The sequence below is a fragment of the Leadbetterella byssophila DSM 17132 genome (assembly GCF_000166395.1).
GTDB classification, from domain to species: Bacteria; Bacteroidota; Bacteroidia; order Cytophagales; family Spirosomataceae; genus Leadbetterella; species Leadbetterella byssophila.
In genome coordinates this window covers 3379588-3398275 of record NC_014655.1, presented here as the reverse complement: position 1 = coordinate 3398275, position 18688 = coordinate 3379588, and the positions used below count along the sequence as shown (strand labels likewise).

The following is an 18688-nucleotide window of genomic DNA, read 5'->3' as shown; positions in this document are numbered from 1 at the left end:
ATTTTCATATACCAAAGCGTTTTTTTTACTAACTGAATTGTAACAAAAAAAGAAAAACCCCGAAGAAAAATCTCCGGGGTCAATACATTTTAGAATAATCTATGCTTTAGAATAAACCTTCGTTTCTATTAATGCAATTCAAGTCTTCAAAGGCAGTTTTTAAACGAGCTACCATAGACTCCTCTCCTTTTCTCAACCAGACCCTAGGATCATAGTATTTCTTATTCGGAGAATCTGCACCTTCAGGGTTACCTAATTGAGATTGCAAATAGCCTTCTTTACTCTTATAATAATTCAAGATACCTTCCCAAGTAGACCACTGCATATCTGTGTCTATATTCATTTTCACAGCACCGTAGTGAATGGCTTCACGGATCTCTTCTCTAGATGAACCTGAACCTCCGTGGAATACAAAGTTTACAGGTAGATCTCCGGTATTGTACTTGTTCTTAATGTAATCTTGAGAATTTTTCAAGATTATAGGCTTCAAGGAAACATTACCCGGCTTATATACACCATGTACATTACCAAATGCAGCAGCTATAGTAAAGTTAGGGCTGATTTTCAATAGCTCTTCATAAGCATATGCCACCTCTTCAGGTTGAGTATATAGTTTAGAACTATCTACATCAGAATTATCTACACCATCTTCTTCTCCACCGGTTACACCTAATTCAATTTCAAGTGTCATTCCCATCTTAGCCATTCTCTCCAAGTATCTTTTAGAGATTTCAATGTTCTCTTCGATTGGCTCTTCAGAAAGGTCAATCATATGAGAGCTAAATAATGGGCTACCTGTCTTTTCAAAATGTTTTTCACCCGCATCCAATAGACCATCAATCCAAGGTAAAAGCTTCTTAGCACAGTGGTCAGTATGCAAAACAACAGGCACACCATACATCTCAGCTAAGTTATGAACGTGAAGCGCTCCAGAGATACTTCCGGCTACTGCAGCTTTTTGACCATCATTCGACAAGCTTTTCCCTGCATAAAAGGAAGCACCTCCATTAGAAAATTGAATGATAACAGGAGAATTTACAGCCTTTGCTGTCTCTAACACTGCATTTATGGAGTTCGTACCCACTACGTTAACCGCCGGTAGAGCAAAATCATTTTCATTAGCAATTCTTAAAAGTTGGTTTAGTGCTTCTCCGGTAACCACTCCTGGTTTGATCAAGGATTGACTCATCTGAATAATCGGTTTTAATTAGACTACAAATTTATAAAAAATACCCTATAATACGGGTAGACAGTCGAACATTAATATCCTATGCTTCGGACATTACTGAATATTTTATTCAGAAATGCCTTATTTTTGTAAGGGGTAAAGTCCCCATCCAGATATGCAAGATTCTACTTCAGCCATAGGAATTCTTATTGGAACTAATCGTAAGAACTCCATTTCCGAGCAAATCGGATACTATTACGCAGAAAGGCTAGCTGCCAGAAATATTTCATATGACCTTGTCCAACTGCAAAATTTACCCAAAGATTTTCTCTTTACTCAGACGTATGGCAACCAAAATCCTGAGTTTGCTAAGTTTCAGGAACTTATTGATCGGCATCAGAAATGGATCATCGTCATCCCTGAATACAATGGTTCGTATCCCGGAGTATTAAAGTCCTTTATAGACGCCTTACGACATCCAGATAGTTTTAGCAGAAAAAAGGTAGCTTTAGTGGGAGTTTCTTCCGGAGCGTATGGAAATGCCGTTGGACTTAGCCATTTCTCTGATGTTTTGGCTTACCTTAATGCAGATGTTTTGGGTTTACGACTAAAATTAGCTAATATTCTGAAACATTTTTCGCAAGGAGCCTTTACATTTGAAGTGTACTCTAATTTTGTCGAAAAGCAAATTGACACCTTTCTTGATTTCTAAAACTATGAAAATGAACCGTATTTTAACCGTTCTAGGTTTAAGCACTATCTTTTCAGTAGCTGCTAACGCTCAATACTCAGATGTTCCACCTAAGGAGTCTCCAATGAAAATGAAACCGGAGATGACAGAGATATGGGAACCGGAAGTTAAAGTGATTACCCCTGGTAAACTACCTTGGGATGCACCTTCTGATGCCATTGTCTTGTTTGACGGCAAGAATCTGGATAACTGGGTCAGCCAAAAAGATCCTAAGAAACCTGCCCCTTGGAAGATCATCAATAATGAGTACATGGAAGTTGTGCCAGGCTCAGGTGGAATTCAAACGAAAATGAAATTCGGTGATTGCCAGTTGCATATAGAATGGAGTGCTCCGGATGTAGTAGAAAGTGTTGGTCAAGGTAGAGGTAACAGTGGCGTATTCTTGCAAAACAGATATGAGATCCAAATTTTGGACAGTTATAATAACCGCACTTATGCTAACGGTCAGGCAGGTTCTGTATACAAGGACCATCCCCCATTAGTGAATGCTATGAAGAGTCCTTTAGAATGGAATACTTATGACATCATTTATCGTGCGCCAAGATTTAAACCTGATGGCAGGCTAGATTCTCCAGCTACCGTAACTGTTTTACACAATGGAGTTTTGGTTCAAAATAACGTAACCATTAACGGTCTAACTCTATATATTGGCTTACATAATTATCCTGAGGCACACGGAGAAGATGTCATCTCCCTACAGGACCATGGAAATAAAACGCAGTTCAAAAACATTTGGATTAGAAGACTATGAATAGTCTAAAGGCAATTTACGACAAACTAAGTGGGGATATCTGGTTTTACAACCGGGATGAGGCGAGGGAAATTGCCTTTTTACTTTTACAAAAATTATGGGGCATCTCCAGAACGGATTTACTCATAGGAGAAACCCAGCACGTTGCAGAAGAATTAGATCTCTACATTGAGCGAATCAATCAGGGAGAACCTATTCAATATATTCTAGGAGAAGCCTGGTTTATGAACAGGAGGTTCCATGTGAATCCTTCTGTTCTTATTCCCAGACCAGAAACAGAGGAATTAGTCACTCATGTATCCGCCCTCTCTCCCAAAAAAGTCTTGGACTTAGGTACCGGATCCGGATGTATTCCTGTAAACATTGCCCTAGAAAATCCTGAAGCCGAAGTATTCGGTATTGACATTTCTGAACATGCCTTAGAGACGGCCAAAAGAAATGCAGAAGAACACAAGGCTAATGTAAAATTCGCCCTAGCAAACATGTTGGATTTCCAAAATCCTTTCCTTGTTCAGGAGTTTGATCTGATCATTAGTAATCCACCCTATGTAAAAGAGAACGAAAAGCCTGAAATGCGGAAGAATGTCTTGGACTTTGAACCTCATTTGGCCCTTTTCGTTAGTGATTTAGATCCTCTGATCTTTTATAGGGCCATTGCGGATATCGCATGGAAACATCTTGCCCCAAGAGGTGCCCTTTGGTTAGAGATCAATAGCTATTTAGGAAAAGAAACAGCCGAGCTTTTTTCACAAAAAGGATATAAACATGTTCGGCTATTAAAAGACTTCTTCGGAAAGGAAAGATTCCTGGAGATCAAGAAATAAGTGTATGGAAAGAAAAGAATATCTCTATCAGAAATTAACAGATATACAAACGGAAATCGGGAAAGTAGTTATAGGTCAGGAAAATCTGATCAATCGCTTACTCATTGGATTATTTACTGACGGTCACATTCTGTTAGAAGGTGTTCCGGGATTGGCTAAAACCAAGACCATCAATTCATTGGCACAAGTTTTGGATCTAGGATTCCAAAGGATACAGTTCACTCCTGACTTGCTACCTTCAGATCTGGTAGGAACCATGATATTTAATCAAAAATCAGGAGATTTTGAAGTAAAGAAAGGGCCCATCTTCTCCAATTTAATTCTAGCAGACGAAGTAAACAGAGCCCCTGCAAAGGTTCAGTCGGCCTTACTTGAGGCCATGGCAGAAAAGCAGATTACCATAGGCGAAGAATCTTTTAAACTCGACAAGCCATTTTTAGTACTCGCTACACAAAACCCGGTTGAACAAGAGGGTACCTATCCTCTTCCCGAAGCTCAGGTAGACCGCTTCATGATGAAGGTATACGTAGATTATTTGGACAAAAGAAAGGAATTAGAAATGATACAAAGAGTTTCTAATTATGACTTCAATCCAAAGATCAACCACGTTTTAAATAGAAGCGAAATCGAAGAAATCAAGCAATACGTAAACGCCGTAACGATCTCTGAGACCTTAGAGAAGTACATTGTAGAATTGGTTTTTGCTACACGTAATCCGGAGGAATATGGATTGAAAGACGAAGCCAGATATATTCTATTTGGAGTTTCTCCGAGAGCAGGTATCTCTCTATATAAAGCAGTGAAAGCTCTGGCCTTTTTCAATAAAAGAGATTATGTACTTCCAGAAGACGTAAAAGCTCTAGTAGGTGACGTGTTTAACCACCGCATTATTCTTAATTATGAAGCAGAAGCGGATGGCATCACTACCCGACAAATCATTGCGTCTATACTTCAGAAAGTGGCTATTGGAGGACAGATTTAATCCTCTAATAGATTCCCCAGCAAAGTAAATCTCAAGAATAGAGAAATCAAAAAGAATAGGATAGACCAGTTCAGATAATGATAATAAAAATCTATCCTATTTACTTCACTTGCCGTCTCAGAAATGGTCTTTTCCAGATGATCTATCTCGTCAAAAATCTTAGAAAGAGAAGAGTTATCAGCGGCCTTAAAGAATCGTCCGTTCGGCCCTCCCGCCAACATCCTTAAAGTCTTTTCATCTACGCCTTCTTCAGATCCAGGCTTACCGATAGCAATGGTATAAACTCTCACCCCGAAAGATTTCGCAAGCTCAACAGCTGTTTCCGGGGGAATTGTGCCAGCCGTATTATCTCCATCACTGATGATAATGGCAATTCTGGATTTCCCGGCTACATCCCTTAATTTGTTCACACAAGATGAGAGGGCCATACCTAGAGCCGTACCGGAAGTTCGGATGATGTTTGTGTTTATAGAAGCCAAATATTCCTTTAAAGCCGTATAGTCCGTAGTCAGAGGGCTCAGGGTGGCTGTTTCTCCTGCAAATGCAACTAAGGCAATTCTATCTGTAGTCCTTCCTTCTATAAAGCGAAGAGCCATTCCTTTTGCCGCTTCCAGTCGGTTAGGCTTCAAATCCTCCGCCAGCATAGAATCCGAAATATCTATAGCAATAGCAATGTCCACCCCTGCAGTAAGGCTGTCAGTAGATTCTCCACTCAACTGTGGCCTGGCCAGAGCAAGGACCAGACAAGCAACACCGCACATGAAAGTAGCAGGTACAAGGAACCTGAACTTTACTGAAAGTCCTTTGGATGTGCTCTTTTGGGGGAGTGTCAAAATCAGAGTTTGACGCTTATGAGAGTGAAAAACCCATTTTAAAAACAGGAATAAAGGAATTAGGCCAAGGAGCCATAAAAGGTATCCATTGGCCCAATAAAATCCATTTAGGGTCTTAAGGTAGAACCAATAAGGTGAAAACCAACTCATTTATTGTTATACGCATCTACTGCCTTTCTTACACTACCGTGTTCCTGGAGTAGTTTCGCAGCCAAATCATATTCGATTTGAGCTTCCTGCATGATCATACGGATGCCTCTTTCTACCAACTTCTCGTTGCTAAGCTGCATATCCACCATCTTATTACCACGAACTCTTCCTAACTGAATCATCACGGTAGTAGAAATCATGTTCAATACCAGCTTCTGGGCAGTACCTGATTTCATACGGGTAGAACCGGTCACAAATTCCGGACCTACAACTACTTCCACTGGAAATTGGGCCGCAGCAGCTACAGCACTTCCTTCGTTACAAACGATACATCCTGTCAAAAGGCCGGCTTCATTAGCGGCTTTTAATCCTCCAATAACGTAAGGAGTTCTGCCAGAAGCAGCAATGCCTATTACCGTGTCTTCTGGTTTTGGATCATATTCTGAAATATCTATCCAAGCTTGATTAACATCATCTTCAGCATTCTCTACCGCTTTTCTAATGGCGCTATCTCCTCCGGCTATCAGACCTATGACCAAGTCAAATGGAACCCCGTAAGTAGGAGGACACTCTGAAGCATCTACAATGCCTAGTCTACCGCTGGTTCCCGCTCCGATATAGAATAGTCGGCCACCCTTCTTCATACGGGCTACGATCTGCTGCACCAAAGCCTCAATTTGGGGAAGTGCCTTTTCTACGGCTAGAGGAACGGTTTTATCTTCGGAATTAATGCCTTCCAATAATTCTCTAACACTCTTCTTATCTAAATCATTATGGTTAGAACTTGCTTCCGTAGCCAAGCCCTTCAAATTAATCTCACTCATTGGAAGTTCTCTCTAAAATATTTATAGAATAAAGGGATAGTTTCAATTCCTTTCATAAAGTTCACTATGCCGTAATGTTCGTTAGGGGAATGCAATGCATCAGAATCCAGACCAAATCCCAGCAAAATGGATTTCAATCCCAATTCCTTTTCAAATAGGGAAACTATAGGAATACTACCGCCTCCTCTGGTAGGAACCGGAGTCTTTCCGAAGCTCTCCTGCATGGCTTTGAAAGCAGCCAAATAGCCCGGTGAATCTGTAGGCGTCACATACGGCTGTCCTCCGTGGTGAGGTTTAACCTTAACTTTGACGGTTGGAGGTGCTATAGCCGTGAAATGTTGCATAAATAGATCAGAAATTTCGTTCCAATCCTGATCCGGCACCAAACGCATAGAAATCTTTGCAAAAGCCTTAGATGGCAATACAGTTTTTGAACCTTCACCCGTGTAACCACCCCAGATACCGTTTACATCAAGAGTAGGTCTGATGGAGGCTCTTTCTCTGGTGGTGTATCCTTTTTCTCCACTAACTTCTGCGATACCCAGATCTTTCTTATAGTCTTCAAGGTTAAATGGAGCAGCTTCCAGAGCATCTCTCTCTTCTGCTGACAGTTCCACTACCTTATCATAAAAACCTTTTACTGTAATTCTTCCATCCTCATCATGAAGGGATGCTATCATCTTTGAAAGAACATTGATAGGGTTCGCCACGGCACCTCCGTAAACTCCTGAATGCAGGTCACGGTTGGGCCCTTCTACTTCCACTTCCATATAGGCCAGTCCTCTAAGTCCTGTTTCAACGGAAGGTACATCATGCCCAATAATAGATGTATCTGAGATAAGGATGATATCTGCTTTTAATTTCTCTTTGTTCTCTGCAACAAAAGTAGCCAGATTCGCCGATCCCACTTCTTCTTCTCCTTCGAACATGATCTTCACGTTACAAGTCAAAGCATCATGTTTCAACATGGCTTCAATGGCCTTTACGTGCATATAGATCTGTCCTTTGTCATCACATGCTCCTCTGGCGAAGATGGCACCTTTAGGATGTATTTCTGTAGTACGGATCACAGGCTCAAATGGAGAGGTATGCCACAATTCTATAGGATCAGCAGGCTGAACATCATAGTGTCCATAAACCAGGATGGTAGGCCATTCCGGATTCACTATTTTCTCTGCATAAACTACCGGATGACCCGCAGTAGGGCAAATTTCCGCTTTGTCCAGACCTGCTTGCAAAAGTTTTTCTTTAATGTATTCTGCTGCCCGAAGCATATCAGGCTGGTGCCTGGAATCTGCACTCACAGAAGGGATTCTCAAGAAATCAAATAATTCATCCAGATAGCGTTGCTGGTTCGCCTGAATATACTCTTTCATTACTAAAACTTTGGATATTTAGCCGGATTGGCTTCGTTCATTAATTCATATACAGTTTCGAAAACAGTTTCTACATTTGGCTTAGAGTAATAATCTCCATCATTGCCATATGCAGGTCTATGAGGTTCAGCACTCACGGCTCTAGGTTTGGAATCTAGATAATGGTAGGCATCTTGCACCTCTAATACTTGCTGCATCATGAAGGCTGTACATCCTCCAGGCATATCTTCATCAGCAAACACTACCCTACCTGTTTTCTTAATGGATTCAGTGATAATATGGTGAATATCAAAAGGCAGAAGGGTTTGAACATCTATCACTTCTGTACTTATCCCAAAAGCTGCTAATTGTTCAGCGGCATTCTCCACAATCCTGCACATGGAGCCATAGGTTACTACAGTGACATCTGTACCTTCTCTAATGATATCCGGAACTCCAAGAGGTTCACAGATCTCTGTTAGATTTGAAGGCATCTGCTCTTTTATTCTATAACTATTAAGACTTTCAATAATCAAAGCAGGATCATCACCCTTTAAGAGGGTATTGTAAAAACCTGCAGTTTTAACGTAATTTCTGGGAACTACTACATGCATTCCCCTTAAGGAATTAAGCATAACGGCTATGGGAGATCCCGAATGCCAGATACCTTCTAATCTATGTCCTCTGGTTCTGACAATCAAAGGAGCCCTTTGTTTACCTACAGTACGGTAACGCAAGGATGCCAAGTCATCAGTCAGAGTAGCAAGAGCATAGTAGATATAATCAAAGTACTGTATCTCAACGATAGGCCTTAGTCCGCGCATAGCTGCACCAATCCCTTGCCCCACTATAGTAGTTTCACGAATACCTGTATCTGTAACTCTTAATTCTCCATACTTTTCTTGAAGGCCTGCAAAACCCTGATTTACATCCCCTATTTTCCCAATATCTTCGCCAATGGCGAAAACCTTAGGATCACGAGCAAAAAGACCATCAAAGTAGGTATTAATGATCGTTCTACCGTCTACCATTTCTGCATCACGACTATAGATAGGATCCACCTTTTCCACTTTCATAGGAGAAAATGGTGTCTCAGAATAAAGGTGAGAATTAAATCTCTCTCTGTTTACTTTCTCCAAAGATTGAAGTAAACTGTGTCCTTCTGCTCTTATTTGCTCATCCGTAATGAGACGGAGGAACATTTTTAAAGCGGATATTCCCTCCTTTCTGGTTTGAGATGGGCCCGGCACTAGTTTTGTTTTGATCTTATCCAAAAATCCGCCTTTATCAAAAGCCTGATTCTCGTACATCTGAACAAAGGCCGCAACCCTTCCATTATGTTCATCGATCTCTTTTCTATAGGCATCCCAAGCTGCTTTTCGCTCGGCTTTGACCTTTTCGTCGGCTTGCTTTTCTATATCCTCCAGTTCCGATTCAGAAGCTAATTCATTCTCAAGAATCCAAGCTTTAAAGCGAGGGTTACAGTCAAAATCTACTTCCCATTGTAACCTATCGGCGGATTTATATCTCTCATGCGATCCGGAGGCAGAGTGTCCCAGTTGCTGAGTAATCTCTTGTACATGAACTAATACCGGAATGTGATGTATCCTAGCCCAATCTTCCGCCTTCTTATAGGCAGCTACCAAAGCCGGGTAATCCCAACCCTTAACGGCAATGATCTTGATACCATTTGTATCATTCTCTTTTCGGAAGCCTTCCAAGGCTTTGGATATACTTTCTTTTACGGTTTGGTAGGAGATAGGAACTGATATACCGTAACCGTCATCCCACACGGAAACCACTAAAGGTACTTGTAAGACTCCGGCGGCATTTATGGTCTCAAAGAACATACCTTGGGATGTGGATGCATCTCCTATGGTAGCATAACAAACCTCATTACCTTGATTTGAGAAAGGATTTTCTGTCTGCAGTTCAGGTATATTTCTATATAGCTTTGAGGCGTAGGCAAGTCCTAAGGCACGTGGAATTTGTCCAGCGGTAGAACTGACATCCATGACACTATTTTTCTTCTCTTTGAGATTTACCCACTCTCCTTTGTCATTCACCCAGTGGTTGCCGTAATGCCCGTTCATGGCTCTTCCCCCTGAGTTAGTATCATTTTCCAGATTAGCGTGCGCATACATCTGAGCAAAATACTGTTGCCAGGTCAAACCTCCGTTTGCTACTTGCAAAGTTTGATCTCTATAATATCCAGAGCGGTAATCACCCGGACGAAATACCTTTGCTAAGGCCAGTTGGGCTAATTCTTTACCGTCACCAAATATCCCGAATTTGGCCCTTCCCATAAACACATCCTTCCTACCTATCACACTGGCCACCCTGCTTTCACAAGCTAGACGATAGTCATCTAGGATCTGTTCCCTTGACAAGCCTATTTCATTAAAAGCAGTGTTTTCAATAAGTACTTCGCTCATATCGGTCTGTTGATTTAGATTTACATATCTGGGATATGCTCTTCTTTCCTCAAGTTTTATAGGGGTAAAGTTAATCTATTTTTTTTAAAGTTTGGGGACAGGCACTCTTTGTTAATAGCCTGTTAAAAATTTTTCTCCTTTATTTAAAATACGTTAATTTGTATGAACTATTTAAAAACACCTTTTAAAACTAAATACTATTTAAAAGATGAAGAAATTCTTATTTACCCTTGTGGGTGTACTTTTCTTTGCTGCTGCATCACATGCACAAGGAAAGTTGAAATTCAACAAAATGGTGCATGATTTCGGAAAAGTAAAGGAAGCGGGCGTGATTACGTATAATTTTGAGGTTACTAACGTTGGTAATGCTCCTGTAGTAATCACTAATGCGCAAGCTTCATGTGGATGTACTACTCCTGAGGTTCCAAAAGAACCTATTATGCCTGGTCAAACCAAAACCATCAAGGTAGGTTATGACACTAAGGGTAGAGTTTCTGCCTTTAACAAAACCATTACGGTGATCAGTAATGCAGAAAACAGCCAGGAAGTATTGACTATCAAAGGAGAGGTTCTCCCTAAGTCAAAAGTTTCCAGCAAGTAATTCTGGATTTTTTTATAAGAAAGCCGCCTGAAATTCAGGCGGCTTTCTTATTTTTAGGAAAATTCAACCCTCTTACGCATGACTATTCTTTGTATCTGCACGTATTTCAAGGGAATTGATTTCTTAAAATCCGCCAAAGCGGAAGGAAATACAGTCCTTTTACTAACACATAAAAAACTCGAGCATAAACCATGGCCCAGAGATAGTGTGGATGAGTTCTTTTATTTGGAAGATAATGAAAACAACTTCAACACCTATCATACCATCATTGAGGGCACTGCATTTGTGTTTAGAAACAGGAAAATAGACTTGGTTGTTGCTCTAGATGATTTTGATGTTGAAAAGGCAGCTTTAGTCAGAGAGCACTTCCGCATCCCGGGGATGGGACAGACCACAGCTCGGTATTTCAGAGACAAGTTAGCCATGCGTATGCAGGCCAAAAAATTCAATATTCCTGTTCCAAAGTTTTCCTCTCTCTTTAATGATTCTGATATCCAAAATTATCTGGACTCCGTTCCCGGACCCTGGATTATTAAGCCCAGATCAGAAGCTTCTGCCACAGGGATAAAAAAAGTACAAACCTCTCAGGAAGCGTGGGACCATATCCAATCCCTCGGTGAAAAAAGGCACAATTACCTAATAGAAGCTTTTAAGCCCGGTGATGTCTACCATGTAGATTCTCTTGTATATAACAATAAAGTCATCTTTGAATGCTGTAGTCAGTATTTAAGTACACCTTTTGAAGTGGCCCATGGAGGTGGCATATTCCGTTCTGTTACCGTAGAATATAATAGCATAGATCAAGAGATTCTATCTTTGATAAATCATCAGGTGATTGAGGCCTTCGGATTAAGGTTCTCTGCTGTACACACAGAGATCATTAAATGTGGGGATGAGTTCTACTTTCTAGAGACCGCATCACGAGTAGGTGGCGCACATTTAGCTGAAATGGTGGAATATGCCTCAGGCCTTAACCTTTGGAAAGAATGGGCCAAAATTGAAACCGCTGTAGGCGACAATAAGCCTTATAAACCTCCTAAAACAGGAAAGAAATATTCCGGAATTCTGATCACACTTTCCTCTCACCAACACCCTGACATGAGTGTATTTAATGACAAAGAAGTAGTGTGGACCATGAATGAAGAATACCATGTAGGTCTAATCGTCCAATCTAAATCCCGAAAAAAGGTCATAACTTTGCTGGACAAATATGCCAAGATGGTGATGGATATGGGCTATCATGCCTCCGCTCCTGCACCTGACAAACCTACTCACTAGTACTTTGGACAAAATAAAAATACTTCAAGAAGCCTATTCCCACTTTTCTCAGAAACTCAAAGATTTAGATTCTCACATTAAGACCGTACAGGATGCCGCTAATCAAGAATCTAAAAGTTCTGTGGGCGACAAATATGAGACCGGAAGAGCCATGGCCCAGAATGAAGTTTTTATGCTTAAAACTCAGTTTGAAAGCCTAAGAATAGAGGTAGAAAAGCTGGGATCACTCCTTCTAAGCGACTCTAAGGATACGGCAAGCTCCGGCTCTCTAGTAAAAACTTCGCAAGGTCAGTTCCTATTAGGTCCTGCTTTGGGAAAATGGAAATCTGAAGAAAAAGGAGTATTTTATTTCATCTCTTTAGATGCCCCCTTAGGTCATGCCTTACAAGGAAAGAAAAAAGGAGATAGTTTTGAAGTTAACCAAAGAAAGGATAAGATATTGGATATATTCTAAAGCTGCAGAGTGAGTCCATCAAAAGCCAGGTGTATCCCAGAAGGAAGTTCTTTCTCAACTTCATGGTGTAAACCTAACTTGTGTGATATATGCGTAAAATAAGTATGTTCTGCTCCAAGCTCCTGTGCTAAAGCTGTCGCTTGATCTAAAGTAAAATGCGAAATGTGAGGAGTTCTTTGTAGCGCGTTAAGCACCAAAACCTTTGTTCCTTTGATTTTTTCCTTTTCCTCTTCAGCAATAAAGTTAGCATCTGTGATGTAAGTAAAGTCCCCAATTCTATACCCAAATACCGGCAACTTATAGTGAAGGACTTCTATAGGAATCAGAGATAAATCTCCAATTTGAAAGCTAGAGTTCTCAATGGTATATGTCTTTACCAAGGGAACCCCGGGATAGGGATTTTCTTCAAAAATATAACCAAACTCCCTTTTGATTTGTTCTAAAACATGCGCTCTCCCGTACAAAGGGACATGCTCTCGTGTACCCCTTAGATAATTATAGGGGCGAATATCATCCAATCCGGCGGTATGGTCCTTATGCTCATGAGTGTACACTACAGCATCTATCCTTACACCTCCCGCATTCAACATTTGTTGACGGAAATCCGGACCGGTATCTATAACAATATTGGTGTTTTCTGATTGAATCAGCACAGAGGATCTGAGTCTCTTGTCCCTAAAGTCAACAGACCTGCAAACCTCACAAGTACATGTAAGAACAGGCACCCCTGATGAAGTGCCTGTCCCTAAGAATGTAATGCTAATCACTGTTTTTACTTCTCAGTAAGGTCCTTCACTACCATTACTAATTTATCAAAGTTCAAAGGCTTCATCAATACTTCATTGAAACCGGCCTCCTTAAATTCTTCCTCAGTATAATTCCTGGCATTACCGGTGATGGCAACTACAGGAACAGACGCTTTTGCAGGGTCAGCTAAAGCACGAATGGCCTTAACACTTTCCATTCCATCCATAACCGGCATATTGATATCTAATAAAATGATATCATAATGTTCCTTCTGAAGGGTCTGCAACACCTGCTCTCCGTTTTTAACGGCAGTAATTTCAAAATTTTGAAACTCTAAGATTTTCTTCACCAAATTCTGGATGACAGAACTGTCCTCGGCTATTAGGACTCTGTTAGGAGTAGGCATATTCTCAACGTTTATTTCCTCAAATATATACCAAATTCAATATACGCAAAAATGCCAAACCTCCGATTCTCATTATTTTTTACATTTCCATTCAGATAATAATTAATTTTGAACAAAAAATACTATTTGGAACGAATTTCTCTTGAACCCAACAAAAAAGTCTATTTCGCCTCTGATTTTCATCTAGGCGCTCCGGATCATGCCCAAAGTCTGGTTAGAGAGAAAAAGATTTGTGCATGGTTAGACCAGATAAAAAATGATGCGCAAACCCTGTTTTTAGTTGGAGACCTATTTGACTTTTGGTTCGAACATACACGTGTGGTACCCAAAGGGTACGTTAGATTCCTAGGCAAATTAGCAGAATTATCTGACCTTGGAATAGATATCATTATCTATCAGGGTAATCACGACATGTGGATGGGAGAGTACTTTAAGGAGCAATTAAATGCCAAGATCCTCCGCAAACCCCAAGAGTACTACATAGGTAATCATAGGTTCCAAATAGGTCACGGAGATGGATTGGGCCCGGGTGATTACAACTATAAATTCCTGAAAGTAATCTTTGAAAGCAAGATCTGCAGATGGATGTTTAAACATCTTCTACATCCCGACCTAAGTTTATTTTTAGGGTATTCTTGGGCAAGACTTTCCTGGAAACAGCACGATAAAGAAGCCCCTCCTCCAAAATCCATCAATAAAGAAAAGGAAATCTTATACCATTACTGCATGGAAGAAGAAAGCAGAGAGCATAGAGATTTCTACATCTTTGGTCATAGACATAGAGTGATAGATATAGAATTAAATCCAAATAGTAGGTATGTTAATCTTGGCGATTGGATACAATTCTACACTTATGCTGTTTATGATGGGCAAAAGCTTGAATTAAGAAAATACCCGGAGGAATAACCCCCCGGGTATCGATTATATTTCCCAACCTTTGCGATACTGCCTGGATACAAACTGATTTGCTTCTTCAAGATTAGTTATTCGGGTATTTTCTCCATCCCATAATAGCTTTCTCCTACCAAAGAACTCATAAGCACCCTTTTCATTCTGCTTTCTGAGCATATAACTGCGAATCGCCAAATTACCCATCAGTACGGTTTCCGTCATTGGCCCAGCATAGTCAAAAGAAGAGGTTAATCCTTTATGCTCTTTGCTATTAAATCCTGCTTTACAAGCGTCTACCCACAGTCTTTGATGTCCATATTCAGGCTCTTTAACACCTTCCGGCTCTACCGGTACCTCTATGCTACCATCATTCAAATATAATTTAGGAGTTAAAGGTGAACTATCATTGATGTTAGTAGAGATTATTCCCTTTTCTCCAATCATGAGTACTCCATTTGCGCTACCCGGACCACCGATATCGTGATCAGCCGGAATGATCTCCGGATGTGGGGGACGAATTCCACCATCCATCCAGCTCATCTCTAAGCGGGTTGGATTCTTCTTGGTAGCATTAAAATGTAGGGTTATAGTAGAAGATGCAGGTGCTCCTTCCGGATTGTAATCAGGAGTCCACATCTTTGAATACACTGAACCTACACTACATTCTGCATCTGTAGGATACATCAAACCTAGTGTTCGGAAAGGTATGTCTATCAAATGGCATCCCACATCACCTAAGGCACCTGTACCATATTCCCACCATCCTCGCCAGTTGAAAGGATGTAAATTGGGTATATACTCGGTCTCCGGAGCAGGTCCTAACCACAGGTTCCAATCTAAGTCTTTTGGTTTTTGAGAAGGGTCAGGCTTAGGCATGGCGTTTCCTTGCGGCCATACTGGTCTGTTAGTCCAAATCTGCACCTTAGCAACCTTTCCTATCTTACCAGAATCTATCCAGCCCTGCACATTTTTTAACAAAGGATTTGAAGCCCCTTGGTTACCCATTTGGGTTACCACCTTATACTTTCTAGCCATTTCAGTTAAAAGTCGGGCCTCTTTAATATTATGAGTCATGGGTTTTTGCACGTAAACATGCTTCCCTCTCTGCATGGCAAAAGAAGCTGCAGGTCCATGTACATGATCAGGAGTAGAAATAGTTACAGCGTCTATTTCCTTCATTTGATCCAGCATCACACGGTAATCAGCGAAAAGCTTTGCCTGTGGAAAATCCTTTACGGTAGCAGCTGCAGATCCTGAGAAATCCACATCGCAGAGTGCCACCACTCTTTCTCTCCCATTTACAGAAGCATTTTTAATATCACTTCTACCTTTTCCACCTGCACCGATGGCCGCTAGGAGTAACTGATCTGAGGGAGCTATAAAGCCCGGGCCTCCCAGTACATTTCTGGGAACGATGTAAAAACCGGCGGCGGCTAAAGCACCCTTCCGGATAAAATCTCGCCTGGAATTATTTTTTTGTTTCATAGGTGATTGAATAGTTTGGTTAAAATTACCCACATTTTTCAATAAGCAAACACCCACATCTGATTTTGTAATTTGTTTTAACATTGATTGTTACGCTCGGCCCCTTTCTTTAGGGGGGTCTTCATCTACTTAATTTGGAAAATGTACGGAAGGAATTATTTATATTTGATAAATTCCGCCAAACCACATGAAAACATTTTTACTTCTTTTTCTGATCCCTTTTACTTCTGCCTATTCCCAGACACATTTGATGGACTCCCTTCAAAATGTTATTCGAAAAAATGGAGAAGACACAAATGCTGTTATAGCCTATCGGGCCTTAGCAGGACTCAGTATCAATACCGACCTTGAGAAAGGAATTCTATATGCGAAAAAAGGAGTTGAACTAGGGAAAAAACTGGGTTTTGATAAAGGTGTGGCAGGTTGCTACTTAAATATGTCATCTCTATTCAGCTCCTTAGGAAAACAAGATTCTGCTTTCATTTACAATGACCTGGCCATTCAATATGCCAAAAAAGTGGGAGAACCCGGAAGAGTAGGTTTGGTTTATCTCAATAGGGCAGATTTGATGATGAAGGTGGAACGATTTAAAGAAGCCTTGATCTTTTGTGACAGCGGAAGAGTGTATGCTGAAAAGGCCGGTAGAGAGGATCTCATAGCCAGAGCATACGCCAACGTAGGGAATATATATTACTTACAGAACAATTATAGGGACAGCCAAGGCTACTATGAAAAAGCCTTTCCCCTCTTCCAAAAGACAGGACACGTGCGCATGTTAGGAATAATCAAAAACAACATAGGTAACGTTCATAAGCACTTAGGCCAATACGAACTCGCTGTAAAAGATTTCAAAGAAGCTCTCAAACATGCTGAAGATGCGCAAGATAAGATCAGTCTACCCATGTACTACAGTAATCTAAGTGACGTATATGCTGAAATGAAAAATTGGAAAGAAGCAGAAAAAAATGGAGACATTTCACTTAAATATGCAAGAAGTACCAACAATAACCATCAGATAGCCTTTTCCCAATTATTACTAAGTAAAGTATACCTCAATACTCACCGCTACGAACAATCCTTGAAAGCAGCAACCGAAGCCCTTGCCATTTCAGAAGCGGATGGAAATTTGGATCAGCAGGAGTCAGCAACCCAACTTTTATCAGATACTTATCACAAAATGGGCAGGATTGAGGATGCCTATGTCTTTGCACTGAAAAACAAAACCTTGAATGACTCCCTCAACAAAAGCAGATTTGAAGCAGATGTAGCAAAACTTCAAACAGAATATGAGACGCAACAAAAAGAATCACAAATTCTCCTCTTAGAAAAAGAGAACCAACTGCATCAACAAAAACTAAAGAAAAACCAATTGATTATCATAGGTTCCGTACTTCTCTCCCTCATGGCTTTAGCCAGTATAGGATTATTAATCAGTAGGAACAAAGCCCGACAAAGAACTAGAGAACTTGAGATCAGAACTACCCTCGCTTCAGACCTCCATGATGAAGTAGGAAGCTCCCTTTCTAGTATTTTTCTTTTAAGTCAAGTGATCAAAAATCAACAGAATCAAGATAGAAAAGAGGAACTATTCGAAACCCTGACTAGAAATGTTAAAGAAACAGTGGATCAAGTGAGGGATATGGTATGGATGGTTAAACCGGATGAAGAAAGTCAGTTGGCCCAAAGAATGGAAAGATTTGCCTATGACATTTGCAATGGTCTAGAAATGGAATTAGACCTTAAATTAGAAGAAGTTCAAGACCTAAATATGGAACAAAGAAGAAATATCTATTTGATATTCAAGGAGGCTGTAAACAATGCCGTTAAATATTCTGGTGGATCATTGCTACAAGTACTACTCAAGCAATCTGGTCATTCCATCATTCTCCAGGTCTCAGACAATGGAAAAGGATTTGATCCTAATAGCCCTAAGAATGGAAATGGTTTAAGAAATATGAGAAGAAGGGCGGAAGAGTTACAAGCCAAATTAGATATCCACTCTTCTCCTGGTCAGGGCACTATGATACATCTAGAATATCACCCGAATTAGGGATTGCAAAGCACTGGAATCCCGAAGAATTTTGCAAAAAAATATCATGATAAAAGTAGCCGTCTTCGAAGATAATGCCCATCTAAGGGAAAGTTTCCGCCTCCTCCTTCAAGAGGCCAAAGGACTGGAATGTGTGGCCACTTTTTCTAACGCCAATGATGCCGTAGAGCAACTGAGAAACCTAGATTGCCATGTTATTCTAATGGATATTTCTATGCCGGGAAGAAGTGGTGTAGAAGCTACTAAGCTAATAAAAGAAGCGTATCCAGATATAAATATCGTGATTCAAAGCATTTTCGACGATGATGAATACATCTTTAAGGCCATTTGCAATGGGGCATCAGGCTATTTGCTGAAAAACGCAGAACCGGCCACCTACGTCAAAGCCATAGAAGAAGTTTATGAAGGTGGCTCACCCATGACTCCCGGAATCGCAAGAAGAGTTTTACAATTATTCCGGGAAGGCTATACCCCTCCTACTCCCAAAGAAGATTTTAATCTTACAGAACAAGAAAGAAAGGTTTTACACTATTTGGTGGCTGGAAAAAGCTATAAGATGATAGCAGATGTATTGTTCATTTCTTTGGAAACTGTAAAAACTCATCTACGCAATATCTATCTAAAACTCCAAGTTCATTCGGGGACGGAAGCGGTAGCTAAAGCCTTGAAACACAAGATCACCAATCTCTAATATCCCCCGATC

Annotated in this window: 18 protein-coding genes; 10 read left to right on the top strand and 8 right to left on the bottom strand. The window is 40.6% G+C overall.

Going from position 1 to position 18688, the window contains the following annotated elements; all coding sequences use genetic code 11:
* Positions 1–106: 106 nt before the first annotated feature.
* Positions 107–1189, bottom strand: a complete 1083-nt coding sequence (fbaA, locus tag LBYS_RS15040; RefSeq protein ID WP_013409704.1) for a class II fructose-bisphosphate aldolase — start codon at positions 1187–1189, stop codon at positions 107–109.
* 154 nt (positions 1190–1343) lie between these two features.
* Between fbaA and LBYS_RS15035 the strand changes: the two genes are divergently transcribed.
* The 4 genes from LBYS_RS15035 to LBYS_RS15020 are packed head-to-tail and all read left to right on the top strand — an operon-like array spanning position 1344 to position 4476.
* Positions 1344–1880 carry an NADPH-dependent FMN reductase gene (locus LBYS_RS15035; RefSeq protein WP_013409703.1) on the top strand — a complete coding sequence of 179 codons (537 nt, stop codon included), beginning with the start codon at positions 1344–1346 and terminating at the stop codon, positions 1878–1880.
* 4 nt (positions 1881–1884) lie between these two features.
* Complete coding sequence (locus LBYS_RS15030; RefSeq protein WP_013409702.1) at positions 1885–2670, top strand: 3-keto-disaccharide hydrolase; 786 nt, start codon at positions 1885–1887, stop codon at positions 2668–2670.
* A complete protein-coding gene (gene prmC / locus LBYS_RS15025; protein ID WP_013409701.1) occupies positions 2667–3494 on the top strand; it encodes a peptide chain release factor N(5)-glutamine methyltransferase in 828 nt (275 codons plus the stop codon). Before LBYS_RS15030 ends, prmC begins: the two co-directional genes overlap by 4 nt.
* A 4-nt stretch (positions 3495–3498) precedes the next feature.
* Positions 3499–4476: an AAA family ATPase gene (locus LBYS_RS15020; protein ID WP_013409700.1), complete on the top strand. Its 978-nt coding sequence runs from the start codon at positions 3499–3501 to the stop codon at positions 4474–4476.
* Here the strand turns inward: LBYS_RS15020 and LBYS_RS15015 are convergent.
* From LBYS_RS15015 to LBYS_RS15000, 4 genes are read right to left on the bottom strand one after another with little or no spacing between them, the layout of a single operon-like run.
* A complete protein-coding gene (locus LBYS_RS15015) occupies positions 4473–5459 on the bottom strand; it encodes a VWA domain-containing protein (protein WP_013409699.1) in 987 nt (328 codons plus the stop codon). The genes LBYS_RS15020 and LBYS_RS15015 overlap by 4 nt on opposite strands.
* A complete protein-coding gene (gene murQ, locus LBYS_RS15010) occupies positions 5456–6283 on the bottom strand; it encodes an N-acetylmuramic acid 6-phosphate etherase (RefSeq protein ID WP_013409698.1) in 828 nt (275 codons plus the stop codon). Before murQ ends, LBYS_RS15015 begins: the two co-directional genes overlap by 4 nt.
* Entirely contained in the window at positions 6280–7659 is a 1380-nt protein-coding gene (locus LBYS_RS15005; RefSeq protein ID WP_013409697.1) for a dipeptidase, read from the bottom strand. The genes murQ and LBYS_RS15005 overlap by 4 nt, the downstream gene beginning before the upstream one ends.
* A 2-nt stretch (positions 7660–7661) precedes the next feature.
* Positions 7662–10073 (bottom strand): alpha-ketoacid dehydrogenase subunit alpha/beta, encoded by a 2412-nt coding sequence (locus tag LBYS_RS15000; RefSeq protein WP_013409696.1) that lies wholly within the window; start codon positions 10071–10073, stop codon positions 7662–7664.
* A gap of 208 nt (positions 10074–10281) precedes the next feature.
* Here LBYS_RS15000 and LBYS_RS14995 point away from each other — a divergent pair, with 208 nt between their 5' ends.
* From LBYS_RS14995 to LBYS_RS14985, 3 genes are all read left to right on the top strand, one after another.
* On the top strand, positions 10282–10674 hold the full coding sequence (locus tag LBYS_RS14995) for a DUF1573 domain-containing protein (RefSeq protein ID WP_013409695.1): 393 nt from the start codon (positions 10282–10284) through the stop codon (positions 10672–10674).
* A 78-nt stretch (positions 10675–10752) separates the two neighbouring features.
* Entirely contained in the window at positions 10753–11952 is a 1200-nt protein-coding gene (locus LBYS_RS14990; RefSeq protein WP_013409694.1) for an ATP-grasp domain-containing protein, read from the top strand.
* Between the two features lie 4 nt (positions 11953–11956).
* Positions 11957–12406: a GreA/GreB family elongation factor gene (locus tag LBYS_RS14985; protein ID WP_049781389.1), complete on the top strand. Its 450-nt coding sequence runs from the start codon at positions 11957–11959 to the stop codon at positions 12404–12406.
* Here LBYS_RS14985 and LBYS_RS14980 read toward each other — a convergent pair.
* Both LBYS_RS14980 and LBYS_RS14975 read right to left on the bottom strand, forming a co-directional pair.
* Positions 12403–13170 carry an MBL fold metallo-hydrolase gene (locus LBYS_RS14980; protein ID WP_041824832.1) on the bottom strand — a complete coding sequence of 256 codons (768 nt, stop codon included), beginning with the start codon at positions 13168–13170 and terminating at the stop codon, positions 12403–12405. The genes LBYS_RS14985 and LBYS_RS14980 overlap by 4 nt on opposite strands.
* A gap of 8 nt (positions 13171–13178) precedes the next feature.
* Positions 13179–13559 carry a response regulator gene (locus LBYS_RS14975; RefSeq protein WP_013409691.1) on the bottom strand — a complete coding sequence of 127 codons (381 nt, stop codon included), beginning with the start codon at positions 13557–13559 and terminating at the stop codon, positions 13179–13181.
* 126 nt (positions 13560–13685) lie between these two features.
* Here LBYS_RS14975 and LBYS_RS14970 point away from each other — a divergent pair, with 126 nt between their 5' ends.
* Positions 13686–14465 carry a UDP-2,3-diacylglucosamine diphosphatase gene (locus tag LBYS_RS14970; RefSeq protein ID WP_148225831.1) on the top strand — a complete coding sequence of 260 codons (780 nt, stop codon included), beginning with the start codon at positions 13686–13688 and terminating at the stop codon, positions 14463–14465.
* 15 nt (positions 14466–14480) lie between these two features.
* Here LBYS_RS14970 and LBYS_RS14965 read toward each other — a convergent pair whose 3' ends face one another.
* Positions 14481–15935, bottom strand: a complete 1455-nt coding sequence (locus tag LBYS_RS14965) for a Gfo/Idh/MocA family protein (RefSeq protein WP_041824829.1) — start codon at positions 15933–15935, stop codon at positions 14481–14483.
* 187 nt (positions 15936–16122) lie between these two features.
* Here LBYS_RS14965 and LBYS_RS14960 point away from each other — a divergent pair, with 187 nt between their 5' ends.
* A complete protein-coding gene (locus LBYS_RS14960) occupies positions 16123–17985 on the top strand; it encodes a tetratricopeptide repeat-containing sensor histidine kinase (RefSeq protein ID WP_013409688.1) in 1863 nt (620 codons plus the stop codon).
* 46 nt (positions 17986–18031) lie between these two features.
* Positions 18032–18676 (top strand): response regulator transcription factor, encoded by a 645-nt coding sequence (locus tag LBYS_RS14955; RefSeq protein ID WP_013409687.1) that lies wholly within the window; start codon positions 18032–18034, stop codon positions 18674–18676.
* Positions 18677–18688: the final 12 nt, after the last annotated feature.